20 protein-coding genes are annotated in these 20,382 nt (G+C 71.8%); 11 read left to right on the plus strand and 9 right to left on the minus strand.

Annotation, left to right across the window (positions count from 1 at the left end; genetic code table 11):
* Window positions 1–81 precede the first annotated feature (81 nt).
* Entirely contained in the window at window positions 82–315 is a 234-nt protein-coding gene (chpH, locus tag RNB18_RS37980; RefSeq protein WP_057614364.1) for a chaplin ChpH, read from the plus strand.
* A 149-nt stretch (window positions 316–464) separates the two neighbouring features.
* Window positions 465–1,313, plus strand: a complete 849-nt coding sequence (locus RNB18_RS37985; RefSeq protein ID WP_311718649.1) for a chaplin — start codon at window positions 465–467, stop codon at window positions 1,311–1,313.
* Between the two features lie 61 nt (window positions 1,314–1,374).
* On the opposite strand, the gene RNB18_RS37990 is transcribed toward RNB18_RS37985, so the two are convergent.
* The gene (locus tag RNB18_RS37990) at window positions 1,375–1,563 is read right to left on the minus strand and encodes a DUF5703 family protein (protein WP_007380901.1); all 189 of its coding nucleotides are present in this window, start codon (window positions 1,561–1,563) and stop codon (window positions 1,375–1,377) included.
* Window positions 1,564–1,610: 47 nt separating this feature from the next.
* On the opposite strand from RNB18_RS37990, the gene RNB18_RS37995 reads away from it, so the two are divergent.
* Entirely contained in the window at window positions 1,611–2,303 is a 693-nt protein-coding gene (locus tag RNB18_RS37995) for a hypothetical protein (RefSeq protein ID WP_311718651.1), read from the plus strand.
* Between the two features lie 62 nt (window positions 2,304–2,365).
* Here the strand turns inward: RNB18_RS37995 and RNB18_RS38000 are convergent, their stop codons facing one another.
* On the minus strand, window positions 2,366–4,729 hold the full coding sequence (locus RNB18_RS38000) for a helix-hairpin-helix domain-containing protein (RefSeq protein ID WP_311718652.1): 2,364 nt from the start codon (window positions 4,727–4,729) through the stop codon (window positions 2,366–2,368).
* A complete protein-coding gene (locus RNB18_RS38005; RefSeq protein WP_311718653.1) occupies window positions 4,726–5,709 on the minus strand; it encodes an aldo/keto reductase in 984 nt (327 codons plus the stop codon). The genes RNB18_RS38000 and RNB18_RS38005 overlap by 4 nt, the downstream gene beginning before the upstream one ends.
* 176 nt (window positions 5,710–5,885) lie before the next feature.
* Here RNB18_RS38005 and RNB18_RS38010 point away from each other — a divergent pair, with 176 nt between their 5' ends.
* Both RNB18_RS38010 and RNB18_RS38015 read left to right on the plus strand, forming a co-directional pair.
* Window positions 5,886–6,941, plus strand: a complete 1,056-nt coding sequence (locus RNB18_RS38010; RefSeq protein WP_311718654.1) for an LLM class F420-dependent oxidoreductase — start codon at window positions 5,886–5,888, stop codon at window positions 6,939–6,941.
* A gap of 252 nt (window positions 6,942–7,193) precedes the next feature.
* Entirely contained in the window at window positions 7,194–7,982 is a 789-nt protein-coding gene (locus tag RNB18_RS38015; RefSeq protein WP_311718655.1) for a ferritin-like domain-containing protein, read from the plus strand.
* 8 nt (window positions 7,983–7,990) lie between these two features.
* Here the strand turns inward: RNB18_RS38015 and corA are convergent, their stop codons facing one another.
* Window positions 7,991–8,986 (minus strand): magnesium/cobalt transporter CorA, encoded by a 996-nt coding sequence (gene corA / locus RNB18_RS38020; protein WP_311718656.1) that lies wholly within the window; start codon window positions 8,984–8,986, stop codon window positions 7,991–7,993.
* A gap of 62 nt (window positions 8,987–9,048) precedes the next feature.
* On the opposite strand from corA, the gene RNB18_RS38025 reads away from it, so the two are divergent.
* The 4 genes from RNB18_RS38025 (at window position 9,049) to mshC (ending at window position 12,526) form a co-directional block, all read left to right on the plus strand.
* A complete protein-coding gene (locus RNB18_RS38025; RefSeq protein WP_266526381.1) occupies window positions 9,049–9,735 on the plus strand; it encodes a histidine phosphatase family protein in 687 nt (228 codons plus the stop codon).
* Between the two features lie 87 nt (window positions 9,736–9,822).
* The gene (locus RNB18_RS38030; RefSeq protein WP_311718658.1) at window positions 9,823–10,413 is read left to right on the plus strand and encodes a DUF3090 domain-containing protein; all 591 of its coding nucleotides are present in this window, start codon (window positions 9,823–9,825) and stop codon (window positions 10,411–10,413) included.
* The gene (locus RNB18_RS38035) at window positions 10,377–11,195 is read left to right on the plus strand and encodes an SCO1664 family protein (protein WP_311718659.1); all 819 of its coding nucleotides are present in this window, start codon (window positions 10,377–10,379) and stop codon (window positions 11,193–11,195) included. Before RNB18_RS38030 ends, RNB18_RS38035 begins: the two co-directional genes overlap by 37 nt.
* Before the next feature lie 101 nt (window positions 11,196–11,296).
* Window positions 11,297–12,526 carry a cysteine--1-D-myo-inosityl 2-amino-2-deoxy-alpha-D-glucopyranoside ligase gene (gene mshC, locus RNB18_RS38040; protein ID WP_311718660.1) on the plus strand — a complete coding sequence of 410 codons (1,230 nt, stop codon included), beginning with the start codon at window positions 11,297–11,299 and terminating at the stop codon, window positions 12,524–12,526.
* Window positions 12,527–12,591: 65 nt separating this feature from the next.
* Here the strand turns inward: mshC and RNB18_RS38045 are convergent, their stop codons facing one another.
* The gene (locus RNB18_RS38045; RefSeq protein ID WP_311718661.1) at window positions 12,592–13,161 is read right to left on the minus strand and encodes a hypothetical protein; all 570 of its coding nucleotides are present in this window, start codon (window positions 13,159–13,161) and stop codon (window positions 12,592–12,594) included.
* A 49-nt stretch (window positions 13,162–13,210) separates the two neighbouring features.
* On the minus strand, window positions 13,211–14,929 hold the full coding sequence (locus RNB18_RS38050) for a S8 family peptidase (RefSeq protein ID WP_311718662.1): 1,719 nt from the start codon (window positions 14,927–14,929) through the stop codon (window positions 13,211–13,213).
* A gap of 269 nt (window positions 14,930–15,198) precedes the next feature.
* Here RNB18_RS38050 and RNB18_RS38055 point away from each other — a divergent pair, with 269 nt between their 5' ends.
* Window positions 15,199–16,128, plus strand: a complete 930-nt coding sequence (locus RNB18_RS38055; protein ID WP_311718663.1) for an SMP-30/gluconolactonase/LRE family protein — start codon at window positions 15,199–15,201, stop codon at window positions 16,126–16,128.
* Window positions 16,129–16,196: 68 nt separating this feature from the next.
* Here the strand turns inward: RNB18_RS38055 and RNB18_RS38060 are convergent, their stop codons facing one another.
* From RNB18_RS38060 to RNB18_RS38070, 3 genes are all read right to left on the minus strand, one after another.
* The gene (locus RNB18_RS38060) at window positions 16,197–17,207 is read right to left on the minus strand and encodes a PAC2 family protein (RefSeq protein ID WP_280856550.1); all 1,011 of its coding nucleotides are present in this window, start codon (window positions 17,205–17,207) and stop codon (window positions 16,197–16,199) included.
* A gap of 263 nt (window positions 17,208–17,470) precedes the next feature.
* On the minus strand, window positions 17,471–18,142 hold the full coding sequence (locus RNB18_RS38065; RefSeq protein WP_057614348.1) for a FadR/GntR family transcriptional regulator: 672 nt from the start codon (window positions 18,140–18,142) through the stop codon (window positions 17,471–17,473).
* 133 nt (window positions 18,143–18,275) lie between these two features.
* On the minus strand, window positions 18,276–19,019 hold the full coding sequence (locus RNB18_RS38070; protein ID WP_311718664.1) for a nucleoside phosphorylase: 744 nt from the start codon (window positions 19,017–19,019) through the stop codon (window positions 18,276–18,278).
* A gap of 299 nt (window positions 19,020–19,318) precedes the next feature.
* On the opposite strand from RNB18_RS38070, the gene mtnA reads away from it, so the two are divergent.
* The gene (mtnA, locus tag RNB18_RS38075; protein ID WP_311718665.1) at window positions 19,319–20,350 is read left to right on the plus strand and encodes an S-methyl-5-thioribose-1-phosphate isomerase; all 1,032 of its coding nucleotides are present in this window, start codon (window positions 19,319–19,321) and stop codon (window positions 20,348–20,350) included.
* Window positions 20,351–20,382: the final 32 nt, after the last annotated feature.

Here is a 20,382-nt window from a genome sequence, read left to right on the forward strand (position 1 = left end):
CGCTCGTATCCCCATTACTCCCTCCTCGTTACAGGTGATGCGATCCGCTACTTGGGGTCGCTTTGCCAACAAGGAGGAATAATGATCAAGAAGGTCGTCGCCGCTGCGGCTGCCACTGGTGGCCTGATTCTCGCGGGCGCGGGCCTTGCCGTCGCCGATGCGGGTGCTCAGGGTGCCGCTGTGGGCTCCCCGGGTGTTCTGTCCGGCAACGTCGTCCAGGTTCCCGTGCATGTCCCGGTGAATGTCTGCGGCAACACGGTCTCCGTGATCGGCCTGCTGAACCCCGCCTTCGGCAACACCTGCATCAACAAGTGACGTTGTGCCTCGCCCTCGGTAAAGAGGGATGAGCCCGTCGGCCCCGGAGCGCACGCCATGCGTTCCGGGGCCGACCGGTCTATTCGAAAAGAAACAGAACCGCGATGCGGCGGTATTTCGAGGCAAGGTCGAAAGCAGGGATTCAGTAAATGCGACAAGTCACCCGCAAGGGCCTGATGACAGTGGCGGCCGCGACCGGCGTGATCGCCGCGGCAGGCGGCGCCGCCCACGCCGACTCGGGCGCGAGCGGATCAAGCGCGAACTCTCCCGGCGTACTGTCGGGCAACACGGTGTCGGTGCCGGTGCACGTGCCGGTGAACGCGTGCGGCAACACCGTGGACGTCGTCGGGCTCCTCAACCCCGCGATGGGCAACAGCTGCGGCAACAAGGGCGGCTCCGGAGCACACGGCGGCGGTCACCGGGGGCACGGACACGGCGGCCACGGACACGGCGGCCACGGCGGTTCCGGCTCCGGGGGCTCCGGGGGTTCGCATGCAGGCGGACACACCGGTGGCTCACCCGGTGTGGGCTCGGGCAACCACGTGGAGGCGCCGATCGACGTTCCGGTGAACGTCTGCGGCAACAGCGTCGACCTCATCGGTATCGGCAACCCCGCCATGGACAACGACTGCGAAAACGGCTCCGGAAGCGGCTCCGGCGGCGGGCGGCACACCCCGCCCGGCGGCGGCCACCAGACGCCGCCCGGATCGCCGGACCAGCCCGGCAGCCCGGGCAACCCCAGCCACCCTGGCAACCCCGGCAACCCTGGCAACCCGGTGGAGCCCGGCCACCCCGGTTCCCCGGCCACCCCGCCCGGCGGCCACCAGACGCCGGGCGGCGGCAACCACCCCGGTACCCAGACGGTCACCCAGCCCCTGGGCAGCGCGCAGCTCGCCCGGACCGGCAGCGACCTGCCGATCGGCCTGGCCCTCCCGGTGGGCGCCGGGGCGCTCCTGGCGGGCACGGTGCTCTACCGCAGGGCACGGGCCTCGGCCTAGGGCGCACCGCGTGAAACGGAGCGGGCCCCGCCGCGGCGGGGCCCGCTCCGTTCGGCCTGTCTCACCACGTGGCACGCACCTGGCGGATGATCCGCCGGCGCAACCGCACCCTGCGGCTGCCATCGCGCATCAGGCTCAGTCGGTCCAACTCCCAGTGTCCGTACTCGGCATGGTCCGTCAGTAGACGTGTGGCGTCCTTGCGGGAGACCCCCCGCGGTACGTACACGTCGACAAATTCGTATTCCGGCATCGCATCTATTGTGCGGGCCGGGGCCCGGTACGGATAGCGTCTGCACTATGTCTGATGCTGTGCAGCCCACCGCTGCCGAGGTACGTGCCGCCGCCGAGGCGGTCAAGACCGCGCTCGACCGCCACCTGGCCGCGGTCGAACGGAGGTCGGGGGAGGACGACCCCGGCGTCTACGAGGCCTTCAACGAACTGGCCGCGGCCGCCGAGGTGTACGACGAGCTGCTCTACGACCGTTACGACGAGGTCACCCCCTTCGAGATCCCCGGCGCGGAGGACACTCCGCCGTACACGGGCCCTGAGGAGCCGAACGCGCTGAGCGTGCTGATCCGCCGTGACTACGCCGTGGCGGAGCCGCAGCGGTTGCTGGCGCAGGCCCAGCGGGTCGAGGCGGCCGACGACGCTGTCCGCACGGAGGCCTCCGGCACGGTGCACGGCGCGCTGGGGGTGCTGTTCGGCGAGTTCGAGCCCGACGAGATCGCCTCCCGGCACAAGGAGTTCGGTCTCGAGGAGGGCGACTCCACGCTGTGGGTCACCGCGGCGGACGAACCGGCCGAGCCCGGGGAGTGGCTGGAGGCCCCGTTCGACCAGGTCGACGTGGAGCGGGTGGTGTGCCGGTTCGACGTCAGCGCGGTCTTCGACGACGATCTTGACGCCGACCTCGACGACGATGTCGATGACGAGGCCGACGGGGCCGACCTCGAGGACGAGGACCTGGAACCGCTGGACGTGGATCGTCGCTGAGACGCATGAGGCGCGGCCCCGGAGGAACGATCTCCGGGGCCGCGCCCTTTTGCGGGGCGGGATCAGCCGGGCGTCGGTGTCTGTGTCCTGAGGAGGACGGGCAGCCGAGTCGTTCGCGGCTTGGCCGGGATCTCGGCCACCGCCCTCGGAAGGGCCTGTTCCGCGCCCTGGACCACGGACAGATGGCGGTCCGCCCTGCCGAACGCCGTGTAGACCCAGGGGCGGGACAGGGCCTGGGTGGCGTCGCCGGGCAGCACCGCGACCACCGCGGGCCAGCGGCAACCCACCGCCTGGTGTGCGGTCAGGGCCCAGCCGTGGCGTACGGACTGCTCCACGCGCTCCTTCGGTACGACGACGGGGTCGCCGGCGCAGGTCAGATGCAGGCCGTCCGCGTCGGCCCCGACCACGTTGCCCGGGAGCGTATGGCCCGGTGCGGGGGAGTAGGCGACACGGTCACCGGGGTCGAATCCGCCGAAGCGGCCGGGGCCGGGGTTGAGGCGCTCCTTCAGGGCCGCGTTGAGGGCGCGGGTGCCGGCGGCGCCGCCGTGGCCCGGTGTGATCACCTGGGTCTCCTCGGCGGGCACCCCGAGCGCCCGTGGCACGGAGTCCGCGACCAGCTGCACGGTCCGGTGCACGGCCTCGCCCGCGTCCCGCACCGGCACGATCACGACCTCCTTGCCGGGGGCCTCGACCTGGTTCAGCTCACCGATGCCGATACCGGAGACCAGCTCGCCCAGGGGGCCGGGGTCCGGCCTTCGCGAGGCGACCTGCGGGCAGATCCGCGCGGCGAGCAGATCCGCGAAGACCCGTCCCGGCCCCGCCGACCACAGCACCGCCGGATCTCCGCCCAGTACCAGCCGCGCCCCGTCCGGCAGCGACTCCACGAGCAGCGCGGCCGTCTCGACGTCCAGCTGCGGCGCGTCGAGCACCACGAGCAGATCGAGATCGAACGCCCCGTCTCCATCCCGACCGGGTCCTTCGGCACCGGAGAGGAGCCCGGCTACGGTGGCGACGGGCCGGGTGCGGGGTTGTTCGTGCGCGGCGCCGTCCGAGGGCACGGAGCCGGCCGTGCCGCCCTGCCGGTCGGCTTGGAGCAGGGTGCCGAAGCGGTCGCGGCCCAGGGGGCTGTGCGTGGCCGCCCAGGCCCGCAGCCCCAGCCCTCGCGCCGCCGTCAGCAGCGCCGCGGGTTCCGTCAGGGACGCCTGGCCGCCGGTGTGCAGGACCAGACCGCCCGCCGCGACCGCACGGATCAGCTCGGCGGCCGAACCCTCGGCCGACGCGGCGGCACGCTCCCAGTCCTCGGCCGAACCGTCCTCCTTGGGCACGGAGTTGATCAGCCGGGCCAGACCGTCGGCGAGGCTCTCCTCCGCGAGGGCGTAACGCTCGAGCCCGACCAGGATCCGGACCGGCCGCTCCGCGCCCTCCTCGTCGTCCTCCGCGGGTTCCGGCGCCGTCGGGTCGAGGGCGTCCTGGAAGACCAGGGCCTCGGCCTCGGCGATAGTGCTCTGTACGGCCGCGTCGGCGTCCGGCACTCCCCGCTGGACCAGCGCGGCGGTGAGCGCCGGCATCTCCAGCGCGGTGTGCCCGGCGAGCGCAGCCTGTTCCAGGAGCCAGACGGTGACCGCCCGCCCCCGCCGCTCGTCGTCCGGCGCGCACTCCGCGCCGAGCAGCTCCCGCGCGAACCCGTCGGCCTGCTCGGGCCGTACGCCCGTGACCCGCAGCAACTGCCAGGGATCCGACCGCAGCTCCTCGTCGGCCCCTTCCCCAAGAGCCGCGGCGACCTGCGACGCGAGGGCCTTGGGCGCCCCGCCCTCGGCCAGCACACGCTCGACGGCCTCCACGGTCTCCGGCGCGGGCCCGCCGACGGAACCGGCGACACCGACCGCACCGCCGGCCCCGGTCGCCTGCGCCGACACCGGCCGGGGCCGCACCGACTCCTGGGCGGGCCGACGCGGCGGCTCGGGCTCGCTGAAGACGGCGGCCACGGGCTTCGCCCCGCTCTCCACCGCCCGTACGGCCGCGAGGAGATCGGCCGCCTTCCCGCTGAGTTTGGCTCCGCTCTCGACAGGCTGCTGCTTCTCGGCCTTCCGCCGTGCGATCCGCTCCCGCTCGAGCCGCTGGGCCGCCAACTCGGCCTCGGCCTCGGACAGCTGCGCCTTGGCCGCACCGTCCCCATCCACGCCGGCGGAGTCGCCGCCCTCGCCCGCGTCGGCCTCCGGTTCCGCGTCGCCGGCAGACCCGCCACTCACGCCTTCACCGGCGTCGCCCGCGGCCGCCCCCGCGTCACCGCTCTCCGCCACGGAGTCTCGCGCCGATGCGACGCCGTCCGTCGCCTCGCCCGGCGCTCCCTCCGGGCCCTCCGGCTCCGGCGCGGCGCCCCGCGTCCCCGGCTCGGTCTTCTCCGTGGGCTCCGGCTCCGTGCTCACAGCGTGCTCCAGTCGTGATCGGGATAGCGGTGCACGGGCACCGACACATCGTCGAGCGCCCGGCAGATCTCGTCAGGAAGACTAAGGGCCTCCACTGACAATGCCGCCGTGAGCTGCTGCGAGTTGCGCGCGCCGACGATCGGCGCGGCCACTCCCGGCCGGTCCCGGACCCACGCGAGGGCCACCTGGAGCGGTGTCACCGCGAGCCCGTCGGCCGCCGTGGTCACCGCGTCCACGATGCGGCTCGCGGTGTCGTCGAGGTAGGGCGCGACGAACGCCGCGAGATGCTCCGAGGCACCCCGCGAGTCGGCCGGAGTGGAGTTGCGGTACTTGCCGGTCAGGACACCACGGCCCAGCGGCGAGGAGGGCAGCAGCCCGATGCCCAGATCGAGCGCGGCCGGCAGCACCTCCCGCTCGATCCCGCGCTGCAGCAGCGAGTACTCCAGCTGCGTGGCGGCCAGCCGGGTGCGCGTCCCGGGCGCCGCCAGCTGCCAGGTGCCCGCCTTGGCGAGCTGCCAGCCGCAGAAGTTGGAGACCCCGGCATAGCGGGCGCGGCCGCTGCTGACGGCCAGGTCGAGGGCCTGGAGCGTCTCCTCCAGCGGGGTGCAGGGGTCGTAGGAGTGGATCTGCCAGATGTCGACGTAGTCCGTGCCGAGCCGGGCCAGCGAGTCGTCCAGCGCGGAGAGCAGGTGCCCGCGTGAGCAGTCGACGCGGATGTCCGGGTCGGGCACGCTGCCCGCCTTGGTGGAGATGACCAGGTCCCGGCGCGGGACCAGGCCTTCTATGAGACGTCCGAGCAGATACTCGGCCTCCCCGTCGCCGTACACGTCCGCCGTGTCGACCAGCGTCCCGCCCGCCTCCCAGAAGGTTTTCAGGAGGTCCGCCGCGTCGTGTTCGTCGGTGTCCCTGCCCCAGGTGAGGGTGCCGAGTCCGATGCGGGACACGCGCAGGCCGGTACGGCCGAGATGCCTCTGCTCCATGAACGCCGACATTACTGGCCAGAACCTGTCGCGTGGGGGCCTGTGGACAACGGATTGCGACAGGTGCGCGGAGATCACCGTCCGCTCATCGGCACGGGCCGCGACCTGCCCCGGCGCGCCCTGCCGCGCTAAGGTCTGGCGACAAGGACGTTACTGATCGGTAAGGGGAATCGGCCATGCAGCTCGGGATCAACCTCGGCTACTGGGGCGCCGGAATGGACGCGGACAATCTCGCCGTCGCCCAGGAGGCCGACCGGCTCGGATACGCCGTCTGCTGGGCCGCCGAGGCCTACGGCTCGGACGCGGCCACCGTGCTCACCTGGGTCGCCGCCCAGACCGAGCGCATCGACGTCGGCGCGGCCATCTTCCAGATCCCGGCCCGCCAGCCGGCGATGACCGCGATGACCGCCGCCACCCTCGACTCCCTCTCCGGCGGCCGCTTCCGGCTCGGCCTCGGCGTCTCGGGACCGCAGGTCTCCGAGGGCTGGTACGGCGTCAAGTTCGACAAGCCGCTGGCACGCACGCGTGAGTACGTCGAGATCGTGCGCAAGGCCATGTCGCGCGAGCGCCTCTCCTACGAGGGGCAGCACTGGACGCTGCCCCTGCCCGGCGGCCCCGGCAAGCCGCTCAAGCTGACCGTGCACCCCGAGCGCGAGCACATCCCGCTGTACATCGCCGCGATCGGCCCGAAGAACCTGGAGCAGACCGGCGAGATCGCCGACGGGGCCCTGCTGATCTTCCCCTCCGCCGAGCATCTCGAGGACACCGCGATCCGGCATCTGCGCGCCGGGCGGGAGAAGGCGGGCAAGACCCTCGACGGGTTCGACATCGCCCCGACCCTCCCGCTCGCCCTCGGCGAGGACAAGGACGTGACCACGCTCGCCGACACCTTCCGCCCCTACACCGCGCTGTACGTGGGCGGCATGGGCAGCCGCAAACAGAACTTCTACAACCAGCTCGCCCAGCGCATGGGCTTCGAGGCGGCGGCCGCCGAGATCCAGGACAAGTACCTGGGCGGCGACAAGGACGGCGCCGCGGCCGCCATCCCGCACGCCCTGATCGACAAGACGACCCTGCTCGGCTCCGTGGACCGCATCGCGGACCGGATGAGGGAGTACGCGGCGGCCGGCGTCACCACCCTCACCCTGGCCCCCGCCGGCTTCACCCTCGACGAGCGGCTCGCCTCGCTCAGGGCCGGCACCGAGGCCCTGGAACGGGCCGGGCTCGCATAACGGCGCCTGCGCACGGACACACGGCTTGACCGCCGGAGGTTTCCGCGGCCGTGGTGGGGGCTCGGGGGTCTACCCCGCCACGGCCGTCATGTGCTTCAACGCGCGCGTGCCCTGTGCGGTTACGCCCCTGTCGTGACCCCGGAGGTCATCCTTTCGGCGCAGTTGTCCGACACAGCTGTTGCAGCACCCCTCGCGCCGCATTTGACTCTTTCTTTGCGGATTGCCGCGAGTCCGGCAGAGAGGTGCCCCACGATGCTTTCGGCCAAGAGCCTGTTCCAGGAGATCCTCGACAACGACGAGTCCTTCCGGCTGTTCTGCTCCATCGCGGCCAGCGGGGAGTCGCAGGGCGGCTGGGAGAACGCCCGCATCGCGGCGCTGGTGCCGCCGAGCGAGCGCGGACTCGCCCCCAAGATCAGCCGGCACGGTGCCGACGAGGACAAGCACGGGCGGATCTTCAACGCCCTGATGAGGAAGCGTGGTCTCGAACCCGTGCCCGTCCCGCCCGAGACGGACTACACGATGCTCCTGGAAAGGCACGGCATCGGCCTCGCCCACGAGAAGCTCAAGGGCGACGAGCCGCTGACCGTGCAGGACATCGTCACCTACCTCGCCCACAGCAGGGTCACCGAACAACGGGCCTCCGAGCAGATGGAGCTGCTGCGCAAGCACTTCGCGGACCACCCCGAGCTCGGCCGGGCGGTGAAGATGATCTCGGGCGACGAGGACAACCACCTCGCCTACTGCCATGAGGAACTGCTGCGCTTCGCCCACGGGGGCCACGGCCACGCCATCCGGCACACGCTCAGGGAGTGCGCGCTGGCCGAGATCCGCGTCTACCGGGACGTCAGCCTCGCGGTGACGGCCCACATGGGACGCATCCTCGGCTGGTCCCGGGCGAAGTCCGCCGTCCTCGCCGCGGGCATCCACGGCGTCTACGCCTACGAACGCGCCGCGGGCTGGCGCCGCATGGTCTCCCTGAAGCCGCCGGAGCGCCGGGACGCCCTCGGCGGACCCGCCACCTCGGCCCCCGAGTTCGCCTGAGCACCCCTCTACAGCCACCCCCGGCGCTTGAACAGCCGGTACAGCAGCACTTCCAGAACGGCCATCAGCGCGATCACCGCCGGATACGCCCACACCCAGTGCAGCTCCGGCATGTGGTCGAAGTTCATGCCGTAGATCCCCGCGATCATCGTGGGTACGGCCGCCATGGCCGCCCACGCGGAGATCTTCCGCATGTCGTCGTTCTGCCGGACGCTCATCTGCGCGAGATGCGCCGACAGGACGTCCGACACCAGCCGGTCCAGGCCCTCCACCGACTCGTTCACGCGCGCGAGATGGTCGTTGACGTCCCGGAAGAAGGGCCGCGCCCTGTCGTTCACGAACGGCACCGTCCCGCCGTACGCCCCCACGCCCGCGAGCCGGGTCAGCGGCATCGAGAGCGGGACGGTGGCGCGGCGGAACTCCAGGATCTGCCGCTTGAAGGTGTAGATCCGGGATGCGGTGTGCCGCGAGCCGCCGCCGTCCGGCGAGAACACCTCCGCCTCCAGCTCCTCCAGGTCGGTCGCCAGCTCCGTCGCCACCTCCAGGTAGTGGTCCACGACGGCGTCGGCGACCGCGTACAACACCGAGGTGGGCCCCTTGCCGAGCAGCTGCGGCTCCTGCTCGAGGCGCTCCCGTACGGCCTTCAGCGGTGAGCCCACGCCATGACGGACCGTCACCACGAAGGCGTCGCCGAGGAAGAGCATGACCTCGCCGGTGGAGACGGTGTCGCTCTCCGGCTCGTACACCACCGGCTTGAGGACCACGAACAGCGAGTCGTCGTACACCTCCAGCTTGGGCCGCTGATGTGCCTTGAGAGCGTCCTCCACCGCCAGTGGGTGCAGTCCGAACTCACGGGTGACCAGGTCGAACTCCTTCTCCGTCGGCTCGTGCAGCCCGATCCAGACGAACCCGCCCGCCGATCGCGCCTCGTCCAGCGCGTCGGACAGGTCCTCGGGCCCCTCCGAACGATGCCCCTCCCGATAGATGGCACAGTCAACGATCACGGAGTGTGTTCTCCCGTCGCTCGAAGGACGCCGCGGTCCGGCGTACGCCTACCCTGGGCCGCATGCCCACGTTGATCCTTGTCAGGCACGGACGATCCACCGCGAACACCGAGGGACTGCTCGCCGGGTGGACGCCCGGGGTCGCCCTCGACGAGCGCGGCACCGCGCAGGCCGCCTCGCTGCCCGGACGACTCGAAGGAGTCCCGATCTCCGAAGTCGTCGCCAGCCCCCTCCAGCGCTGTCAGGAAACGATTCAGCCGCTGCTCGACGCCCGGCCCGGCCTCCCGGCGCACAGCGAGGAACGCATCGGGGAGTGCCACTACGGCGACTGGTCCGGCCGCAAGCTCGCGGAGCTGGGGGACGAGCCGCTCATGGAGGTCGTCCAGGCGCATCCCTCGGCGGCCGCGTTTCCCGGCGGCGAGTCCATGCGAGCGATGCAGACGCGCGCGGCGGAGGCCGTACGCGAATGGAACGCGCGCGTGGAGCGTGATCACGGAGCCGACGCCGTCTATCTGATGTGCTCGCACGGCGACATCATCAAGTCGCTCGTCGCGGACGCACTGGGTCTTCATCTCGACCTCTTCCAGAGGATCTCTGTCGAACCGTGTTCCATCACTGTCATCCGATACACACGTCTGCGGCCGTTTCTCGTCCGCCTCGGCGACACCGGTGACTTCGCGTCCCTGGTGCCGCGCGAGGAGGCCGCGGGCGGTGACGCCCCGGTCGGTGGTGGTGCGGGCGCACCGTGATCGTCGGGCGCAGTAGGGTGAAGCGGTTCACGCAAGCGCGTTCACGCATGGACGTTCCCGTACTCACGAATCCAATGGAGACAGGACGTGTCCCGTCAGGTGTTCCTCTATGACCCGCCGGACCGCTTCGTGGCCGGCACGGTCGGACTGCCCGGGCGCCGTACGTTCTTCCTCCAGGCCACGGCCGGCCCCCGAGTGACCAGCGTGGCCCTGGAGAAGACGCAGGTGGCCGCTCTCGCCGAGCGGATGGAAGAACTCCTCGACGAGGTCGTGCGCCGCACCGGCGGCAGCGCCCCGGTGCCTGCGGTGTCGCCCACCGAGGTCGCCGACACCGCCCCCCTCGACACCCCCATCGAGGAGGAGTTCCGGGTCGGCACCATGGCCCTCGCCTGGGACGGCGAGGAACAGCGCATGATCGTCGAGGCGCAGGCCCTCGTGGAGCTGGAGGCCGAATCCGAGGAGGACCTCGCCGAGGCCGAGGAGAAACTCCTCCAGGACGAGGAGAACGGGCCCCCGATGCTGCGGGTCCGGCTCACCGGCGCGCAGGCCAGGGCCTTCGCCAAGCGTGCCCTGGACGTCGTCAACGCCGGGCGGCCGCCGTGCCCGCTGTGCAGCCTCCCGCTCGACCCGGAAGGACACGTATGTCCGCGCCAGAACGGATACCGCCGCGGAGCGTGACCACGGCAGAGCTGCTCGCCAGGGGTGAGCTGACGGTTCGCGGACAGATCCGGGACGCGTCCAACGCGGTGCTGCACTGTTCCGTCTCCCACGACGGCCAGGAGGCCCTCTGCGTCTACAAGCCGGTCCGCGGCGAGAGACCCCTCTGGGACTTCCCGGACGGCACTCTCGCCCAGCGCGAGGTCGCCGCGTACGAGGTGTCCGAGGCGACCGGCTGGGGCCTGGTACCGCCCACCGTGCTGCGGGACGGACCCTACGGCGAGGGCATGTGCCAGTTGTGGATCGAGGGCGTGCCGGGCAGCGAACTGCTCGCCCTGGTCGACGCCGAGGAACCCGAGCCCGGCTGGAAGGCCATCGGCTTCGCCGAGGTCGACGAAGGCAGGACCGCGCTCCTGGTGCACGCGGACGACGAGCGGCTGCGCCGGCTCGCGGTCCTCGACGCGGTGATCAACAACGCGGACCGCAAGGGCGGTCATCTGCTGCCCGCCGAGGGCGGCCGTCTCTACGGCATCGACCACGGAGTGACGTTCAACACCGAGAACAAGCTCCGCACGCTCCTGTGGGGCTGGGCCGGGGAACCCCTGACGGGAGAGGCGGTCGACGTCCTCAAGAGCCTCAAGGAGACGCTCGGCCCCTCGGGAGCCCTCGCCCGGCGTCTCGCCGTACTGATCACCGCCGCCGAACTCGACGCCACGCGCGCGCGTGTCGAGGCGCTGCTGGACTCCGGGAAGCACCCGGAACCGAGCGGTGAGTGGCCGGCCATTCCCTGGCCGCCCGTTTAGCAGCACACTGCACACAGGCCCGTACCGCGCAAGAAGGCCTTACCGGCCATCCGGCCCGGTCCGGTTCGTATACGGAACATCCGTCCGGTTAGGCTCATGACATGCATGCCTGGCCCGCTTCCGAGGTCCCCGCCCTGCCTGGTCAGGGCCGCGACCTGAGGATCCACGACACCGCGACCGGTGGCTTGGTCTCCCTTGACCCCGGTCCCGTCGCCCGTCTCTACGTCTGCGGCATCACGCCGTACGACGCCACCCACATAGGGCACGCGGCGACCTACAACGCGTTCGACCTCGTGCAGCGCGTGTGGCTCGACACCAAGCGCCAGGTTCACTACGTCCAGAACGTCACCGACATCGACGATCCGCTCCTAGAGCGCGCCGAGCGGGACAGCCTCGACTGGGCCGCCCTCGCCGAGAAGGAGACGGCCCTGTTCCGCGAGGACATGACCGCCCTGCGGATGCTGCCCCCGCAGCACTACATCGGCGCGGTCGAGGCGATACCCGGGATCGTGCCGCTCGTCGAGCGGCTGCGGGACGCCGGTGCCGCCTACGAGCTCGAAGGGGACGTCTACTTCTCCGTCGAGTCCGACCCGAACTTCGGCAGGGTCTCCAACCTCGACGCGGCCGCCATGCGGCTGCTGTCCGCCGAGCGCGGCGGCGACCCGGACCGTCCGGGCAAGAAGAACCCGCTGGACCCGATGCTGTGGATGGCCGCCCGCGAGGGCGAGCCCAGCTGGGACGGCGCCTCGCTCGGCCGGGGACGCCCCGGCTGGCACATCGAGTGCGTCGCGATCGCCCTCGACCACCTCGGCATGACCTTCGACGTCCAGGGCGGCGGCTCCGACCTCGCCTTCCCGCACCACGAGATGGGCGCCTCCCACGCCCAGGTGCTGACCGGCGAGTTCCCCATGGCCAAGGCTTACGTCCACGCCGGCATGGTCGCCCTCGACGGCGAGAAGATGTCCAAGTCCAAGGGCAACCTGGTCTTCGTGTCGCAGCTGCGGCGCGAGGGTGTCGACCCCGCCGCCATCCGGCTGGCGCTCCTCGCCCACCACTACCGGGCCGACTGGGAGTGGACCGACCAGGTCCTCCAGGACGCCGTGGACCGGCTGGGCCGCTGGCGTGCCGCCGTCTCCCGGCCCGACGGTCCGCCCGCCGAGACGCTCGTCGAGGAGATCCGCGAGGCCCTCGCGAACGACCTGGACGCCCCCACCGCGCTGGCCGCCGTCGACCGTTGGGCCGCCGCGCAGGAGGAGCGGGGCGGAGCCGACATGGGCGCCCCCGGCGTGGTGACACGTGCGGTGGACGCGTTGCTCGGCGTCGCGCTGTAAGGCCGTACCCAAAGGGGCGCTTCCCTCCGCGGTGAGGAAGCGCCCCTTTGTCTTTCAGCCGCCGGTCAGATCCGCTGGATCCGCACGCTGCGCAGGACGTTCGGGGACTGGGTGTCCCACACGCCGACGATCTGGTGGCCGAACGCGAAGGCCTCCTGGATCTGCTGGTGGAGCTGCGGGCCCGGGTTGTTCAGGACCCGGAACTGGCCGTTGATCCGCAGGAAGATCTGCTGCGGCTGCCCCTGGAGCGGGTGCACGATGTCGATGAAGCCGTTCGCCACACCGGAGGCGAGGGCCTGCGCCTGCACCTGCTGGACGATCTGCTGGACCACCTGCTGCGCGAGCTGCGTCAGCTCCTGCTGCACCTGACGCTCCTGCTGCTGCGCCTGCTGGTCCTGCTGCTGTGCCTGCCCGAAGGGCTGCTGCTGTTGCTGCTGGCCGCTCAGCTGCTGCAACAGCTGCTGGAACGGTTGCTGCTGACCGAGCTGCTGGAGCTGCTCCATGGAGCCGGCGCCCGTGCCGAAGCCCTGCTGGCCGCCCTGCGGTCCGAAGCCCTGCTGCTGGTAGGGCGAGGTCGTCGGGAACTGCTGACCCTGTTGCTGTCCCTGCTGGCCCATCTGCGGGGTGATGCTCATGCTGGTGTCACCTTCCGTTTGATGTGACGGGACGTGCCGTGCCGGACCGTCAGCCGGTGATCACCAGGCCGACGATCTCGTCGTCCGAGAACCACACCCGGACGTCGGGCCGTCCGCCCGCGAAGGCGGTGTGGACCGCCTGCCGGATCTCGGGGGACGGGTGGTTGAGGTTGCGCCAGGCGCCCGCCACGAACAGGCGCAGGCGCGGCGGGAGTTCACGGGGGTAGGGCAGAAGCTCGTCCCAGTACCTCTCGGCCTGGCCCGAGCCGACCGCCTCCGGCAGCAGCCGGGTGACCGCCGCCTTGATGTCGGGACGGTTGCCGATCCGCTGGGAGGCGGGGCGGCCCGGTGCGTCCTGCTGCGGGGAGCCCGTGGCGCGCAGCACCGTACGGGCGCGTTCCGGGGACATCGGCGGCTGGCCGGCCGCCTTGAGCATGCCCTGCAGGGCGGCCAGCGCGCCGACCACCACCGGGGAGGCGGAGGACGTCCCGGAGAACGTGTCCGTGTACCAGGCGATCTCCTCGGGCCCGCCCTGAAGGTCGCCGGGCTTGTCCCAGAAGCCGCCGGTGGTCGTCACCTCGCGTCCCCAGCCCTGCGCGTCCACGCGCGCACCGTAGTTGGAGAACGCCAGGCGAGAGCGGTCCGGGCCGTGGTCGCGGCCGTGTGTGCCGGGCGGCGGGGCGCCCGCGCCGACCAGGACGGCACCGGAGGACTGGTTGGAGGGGTTGAACGGGTTGCGCCACCACGCGGGGAACTCGTCGGGGCGGCGCTCGTAGGCGGCGTCGTCGAGGGACTCGCCGCCATTGCCCGCGGCCGCCACGACGAGAACGCCTTTGGCGGTCGCGTACCGGACGGCCGCGTAGTCGTCCGGCCACCACTCGATCGCGATGTAGCCCTTCTGGTCGTCTCGGAGCTCGTAGTCGAACCGCGGTCCGGGACGGTGCAGTTCGACCAGGACGACGTCGCCGGGGCCGAGCCGGTCGGCCGCCGCCTGGATCGCGGCGGCCGTGCCGATGCCCTGGAAGGACGCGGCCGCGGTCACCGCCTCCGGCGCGATCCCGGTCACTCCGCGCCCGCCCGGGTCACCGCCGATGACGCCGATCACGGCGGTGCCGTGGTTGCGCCAGGCCAGGTCGGTCAGCGGGGTGCCGACGACCACGCCGGCGAGCTTGGCCGAAAGGTCCTCGTGGCCCAGCTGCCAGGCGCCCTCGACGTCGATCACGGTCACCCCGTGACCCGTCCCACCGGGGCGCTGCCAGGCCCAGTGGGCGTCGATCCCCTCAGGTGCGGGGCGCAGATAGCCCTGCCTGCTGGTGAAGTCGGGCGTGACGGGCGCGCCCTCCTTCTGCCGGCGGTCGTCGTCCACCGTCGCGGGCACGGCGGGCGGTTTGACGTACGCCGTGTCGATGCCCGGCAGCGCGGCGATCCGGGCCCGCAGTTCCGCCGCCCGGTCCTCGCCGCCGCGTACCCGGTAGAACCGCGCGAGGTCGGGCACGTCCTCGGCGCCCGGGACGGCGGACTGCTGGAGGCGCTCCTCGCTGCCGAACAGCGGCTCCAGGGCGAGCTGTTCGTCGCTGAGGAACATGTTGAGGGCCGACACGTCCGCGCCCGCCGCGGAGCGGACGCCCTCGGCCCCGGCACGCAGCCGGGCCTCGGGGCGGGCGACGACGATCAGTTCCTGTTCGGCCCCCCGGTAGGTGAATCCCGCTCCGTCGGGGCCCGGCCCGGAGGCTCCGGGGCCCTGTGGCGGCTGTACCTGCTCGGTCATCGGGTACCGCTCCCTTCGTCCGTGCGGGTTCTGCGGGTGCAGTGCCTTCCGGGGGACAACCAAGCACCGCAACGGCGGCCCGTCCAGCCCTGGTTCACCAACTCGGTTTAGAAACAAGTTGATTGGGTAACGTGTGCAATCCGTCCGGAAACCGATGTCACGCCACAATCCGGCCGAAGGCTGTGGAGACAGCCGTCATGTGATGGGGTGGGAGCTTCGCTCGTCCGTTCGGCCGGCCGTGCGCCGGCCCCCTTGCGGAAGGACGCACCGTGGCACCCGCAGACCGTTCCTTCGCACGTCGCACACTCCTGACCACGACCGCCGCGCTGACCGGAGCAGCCCTGCTCGGCGGCACCGCGCACGCGGCCGAAACCCGGCAGGCCGCGTGGCCCGCGCAGTTCCCGCTCTCCGACGGCTTCCAGCCCGAGGGCATCACCATCGGCTCCGAGCCGTACGCCTACTTCGGCTCCCTCGCGAACGGAGACATCTACCGGGCGAGCCTCGCCACCGGCCGCGGCAGGATCGTCGCCAAGGGCGCCGGACGCCCGACGGTCGGCCTGAAGATCGACCGGCACGGCAGACTCTTCCTCGCCGGCGGCGACAGCGGCGAGATACGGACCGTCGACGCCCGCTCCGGCGAGACCGAACAGGTGTACGCCACGGGCGGCACCTTCGTGAACGACGTGATCCTCACCCCGGGCGCAGCCTGGTTCACCGACTCCTTCAAGCCGGTGCTCTACAAGCTGGCCAAGGGCGCGGTGACGACCGTACCGCTGACCGGGGACTGGCAGCAGGGAGCCGACTTCACGGCCAACGGCATCGAGCGCACCCCCGACGGCCGCGCCCTGCTCGTGGTGAACGCCTTCGCGAACGGCGGCGGCCTCATGCGGGTCGACCCGCGCACCGGCGCCGCCCGCGCCGTCGACCTGGGCGCGGCGAAACTGCCCAACGGCGACGGCCTGCTCCTGCTCGGCCGGATCCTCTACGCCGTCCAGCAGCAGCAGAACGCGATCGACGTGTTCCGGCTGAACGACGCCGGCACCCGGGGCACCGCGATCACCCGCATCACCGACCCGCGCTTCCGCATCCCGACGACGGTGGCGGCCTGGGGCAGCCGCCTGTATCTGCCCAACGCGCGCTTCGACGTGGAGCCGACGCCCACCACCGAGTACGACGCGGTGGCGGTGCGGCAGGTCTGACACGCCTGAGGGCGGCGCGCATCCCGCGCACCGCCCTCACCGGCCCGACTCTCGGCTCAGACCTCGGCTCAGTCCTCCGACGACGAGTCCTCGTCGTCCGTCTCCGGTTCCGTCTCGGCCTCTGCCTCCGGCTTCGGAGGTTTGGGAGGCTTCGCGCGACCGCTGGGGCTGTCCCTCAGATAGGCCGCGCTGTCACTGCCGTCCGCGGTCGCGTGACCGCCCGGCTGCCCCGGCTGGCCGCCGTCCCGGCGCCGCAGATACCGCTCGAACTCCCGGGCGATGGCCTCGCCCGAGGCCTCCGGCAGCTCCGCGGTGTCCCGGGCCTCCTCCAGCGTCTGGACGTACTCCGCGACCTCGGTGTCCTCGGCGGCAAGCTGGTCCACGCCCACCTGCCAGGCGCGCGCGTCCTCGGCCAGCTCGCCCAGCGGGATCCGTACGTCGATCAGGTCCTCCAGACGGTTCAGGAGAGCCAGCGTCGCCTTCGGGTTCGGCGGCTGCGACACGTAGTGCGGTACGGCCGCCCACAGCGACACCGCGGGTACGCCCGCGTGGGTGCAGGCCTCCTGGAGGATGCCGACGATGCCCGTGGGGCCCTCGTACTTGGTCTCCTCCAGGTCCATCCGCTGGGCCAGGTCCGCATCGGACGTGGTCCCGCTGATCGGAACCGGACGGGTGTGCGGGGTGTCGCCGAGCAGCGCGCCCAGGATCACCACCAGCTCCACGCCCAGTTCGTGGGCGAAGCCCAGCAGCTCGTTGCAGAACGAGCGCCATCGCATCGACGGTTCGATGCCTCGGACGAGTACCAGGTCGCGCGGCTTGTCGCCGCCGACGCGGACCACCGACAACCTTGTCGTCGGCCACGTGATCTTGCGCACTCCGCCGTCCAGCCACACGGTGGGGCGGTTCACCTGGAAGTCGTAGTAGTCCTCGGCGTCGAGCGCCGCGAACACCTCGCCCTTCCACTCCTTGTCCAGATGTGCGACCGCGGTGGAGGCGGCGTCGCCGGCGTCGTTCCAGCCCTCGAACGCGGCCACCATGACCGGGTCGATCAGCTCGGGTACCCCCTCGAGCTCGATCACCCAGCGCCTCCTTCCGACGTGCCCTCGCTTAACGCACCAACCTTACGGCGTCCGGCGGTGGCGCCCGCAGCCCCCTTGCACGGGGGAGTGAACGGATCACTGCCCCGTTCGCCCCCCTGAAACACCCGGGCCTCACCCCGGGGTCTGCCCCGACCCCAGGGGCGCGGGCCGTGTCGCTATGCGGTTCCGCCGCATGGGCGCGACCAGCCACAACGAGCCGGCACCCGCACAATGACGCACCCCTACGGTCTCCGCCGCGAAACTCACAGCGTGGATCGCAGCCACTGCTCCACGCTCGCGATGTGCACCGTCGCCCACGACCGGGCCGCCTCGCCGTCCCGGTCGCGCAGGGCGGCGAGGATCGCGCGGTGCTCGTGCAGGGTGCGGCTGACCGCGTCCTCCTGGGTCAGTCCGCGCCAGATCCGGGCCCGGGTGGTGGGACCTGACAGCCCGTCAAGCAGCGAGCAGAGGACGGAGTTTCCGGAGCTCTGCACGATCCCGCGGTGGAAGTCCAGGTCGCAGGCCACCAGCTCCTCCACCGAGGGGCTGTCGCCGAGCTTGTCCAACTGGGCCGAGAGCGCGTCGATCTGCTGCTCGCTGATCCGGGAGGCGGCCATCGCCGTGGCGGCCGGTTCCAGGATGCGGCGCACGGCCAGGAACTCCAGGACCGTGTCGTCGCGGTGGAAGTCGACGACGAAGCTCATCGCCTCCAACAGGAGTTGCGGATCCAGGCTGGTGACATACGTGCCGTCGCCCTGCCGCACGTCCAGGATGCGGATCAGCGACAGCGCCCGCACGGCCTCGCGCAGCGAGTTGCGGGACAGTCCCAGCTCGGAGGCGAGCTCGCTCTCCTTGGGGAGCCGGTCGCCGGGGCGCAGCGCGCCAGAGACGATCATGCCCTTGATTTTCTCGATCGCCTCGTCGGTGACAGCCATGTCCGGCCTCCTTCTCGCCCCGCATTGCGCTGAGACGTCGGATGTCTCAGCTCATTATGAGGTCTGCTCAGACGAGCGCCTCCAGATCGGCGATCACGGCCCGCTTGTCGCCTTGAACCGCGTACACCATGCTTCAGGCCTCGGCGAGCAGTCGCAGTGCCTCCAGGGAGACCACCGCACCCCGCTCGACACCGGCCGCGACGACCTCCCGGTGCGGGTCGTAGACGCTGGTGCCCTCGTCGTCCACCAGCTCGTCCGCGTTCGCCCCGTCGATCACGAGCACACCACCGGCGACGAGCCCCCGCAGCGAGGCGGTGATCAGCAGCGCCGACAGCTCCATCTCGATCGCGGCGAGCCCGGCGCCGGCGTAGGAGAAGAGGGGGAGGAGCCCGGGCCGGAAGGCCGCCCGTGTCCAGACGATGCCCCGGTGGTGCGGTGCCCCGGTCTCACGGGCGGCGCGCTGGAGCGCGAGGACCGCCTCGGGTGCCGAGACCGCCGGGTACTCGGGCGGCAGCAGCTGCCGGGTGACCCCGTCGTCCCGTACGGCCGCCTCCGCGATGACGAGATCGCCGTCGCCGATCCCGGGCTTCATCGCGCCCGCCGTGCCGAACCGCAGGATCGTGCCGACTCCCGCGTCCGCCAGCTCCTGGAACAGCAGGATCGCACCTGGGCCGCCCACGCCGTGCGAGGCGACGGTGACCGGCACGCCCTTCCAACCGCCGCTGAACACACGGTATTCGCGGTGGTACGACACCTCATCGGCGCCGTCGAGAAGGGCGGCGACGGCGGCCGCGCGGGCCGGGTCGCCGACGACGACCGCGTGCGCCGGTAGCCCGGTGCGGGGTATGCGGGTGACGGGCAGCAGGTCCTGGCTCATGAGGCGGCTCCGGGGGGGGGCGGGTACGGCGACGGCGGCGGGCCGTCGTGCGGAAGCCGGCCGCCACGGCGAGGCCGAAGAGTAGCGCGGCGAGCGGCACCCCGAGGGGCGCGGCACTTGCCGCGACAGCGTGACCGTGGCCACCGCGAGTCCCCGGCGAGGGCGCCCCGTCTCGGTCCGCGGACCATGTGCTGGACTCCATCGCCGCTTTTCGGGCACCTGTTCGACTGTCTCGAACTATGGTTCCCCCAGGTCATGTACGGTGGCGAGAGCCACCGGAACATCAGGAGTGTCCCGAAATGCCCCAGGAACTGCGCGCTGTCGAATGGACCGGATCCGGCCTCGCGCTCATCGACCAGACGCTGCTTCCGCACCGCACCGAGACGATGCATGTCCGCGATGTGGACACCCTCGTCGACGCGATCCAGCGCCTCGTGGTGCGGGGCGCGCCCGCGATCGGGGCGGCGGGCGCCTACGGCGTCGCGCTGGCTCTCCTGCAGGGGGAGCGGGAGAGGTGGTCGGACGCCGAGGTGCGGGCGGCAGTCGCCCGCGTCCGGGAGGCCCGGCCCACCGCCGTCAACCTCATGGTGTGCGTGGACCGGGTCATGACCCGGTTCGGCGAGGGGCTCGACGCGGTGCTCGAGGAGGCCGCGGCGGTTCAGCGCGAGGACGTCTCGGCGAACCGCGCGATGGGCGCGGCCGGTGCGGACTGGCTGCTCGAACGGGTCGGTGCGGACCGGCCGTTGAGGGTCCTGACGCACTGCAACACGGGCGCGCTGGCGACGGCCGGATGGGGGACGGCGCTCGGCGTCATCCGTGAACTGCACGCGCGCGGACGCCTGGAGGTCGTCTACGCCGACGAGACGCGTCCCCTGCTGCAGGGATCCCGGCTGACCGCCTGGGAACTGGTCCAGGAGGGCATCCCGCACTACGTCCAGGCGGACGGGGCCGCGGCAGGAACGATCCTGCGCGGGGAGGTCGACGCGGCGATCGTCGGCGCGGACCGCATCGCGGCGAACGGCGACACGGCGAACAAGGTGGGCACGGTGGGCGTCGCCCTGGCCTGCGCCGACGCGGGCATCCCGTTCCTGGTGGCGGCACCGACGACCACGGTGGACCTCTCCACCGCGACCGGCGACGAGATCCACATCGAACTCCGCGGCGAGGCGGAGGTGCTGGAGTGGGGTGGGATACGGACGGCTCCGGCACAGTCCCGCGGCCACAACCCGGCCTTCGACGTGACCCCGGGGCGCCTGGTGACCGGCCTGGTGACCGAGCGGGGCGTGCTGGAGGTCTCGGCGGGCGAACTCCCGGGCGACCGGCTGAAGTAGCCCCCCACAACAGCGGAAGGGATCCCCGGCAC

It is taken from the genome of Streptomyces doebereineriae, from assembly GCF_031845645.1.
GTDB lineage: Bacteria > Actinomycetota > Actinomycetes > Streptomycetales > Streptomycetaceae > Streptomyces > Streptomyces canus.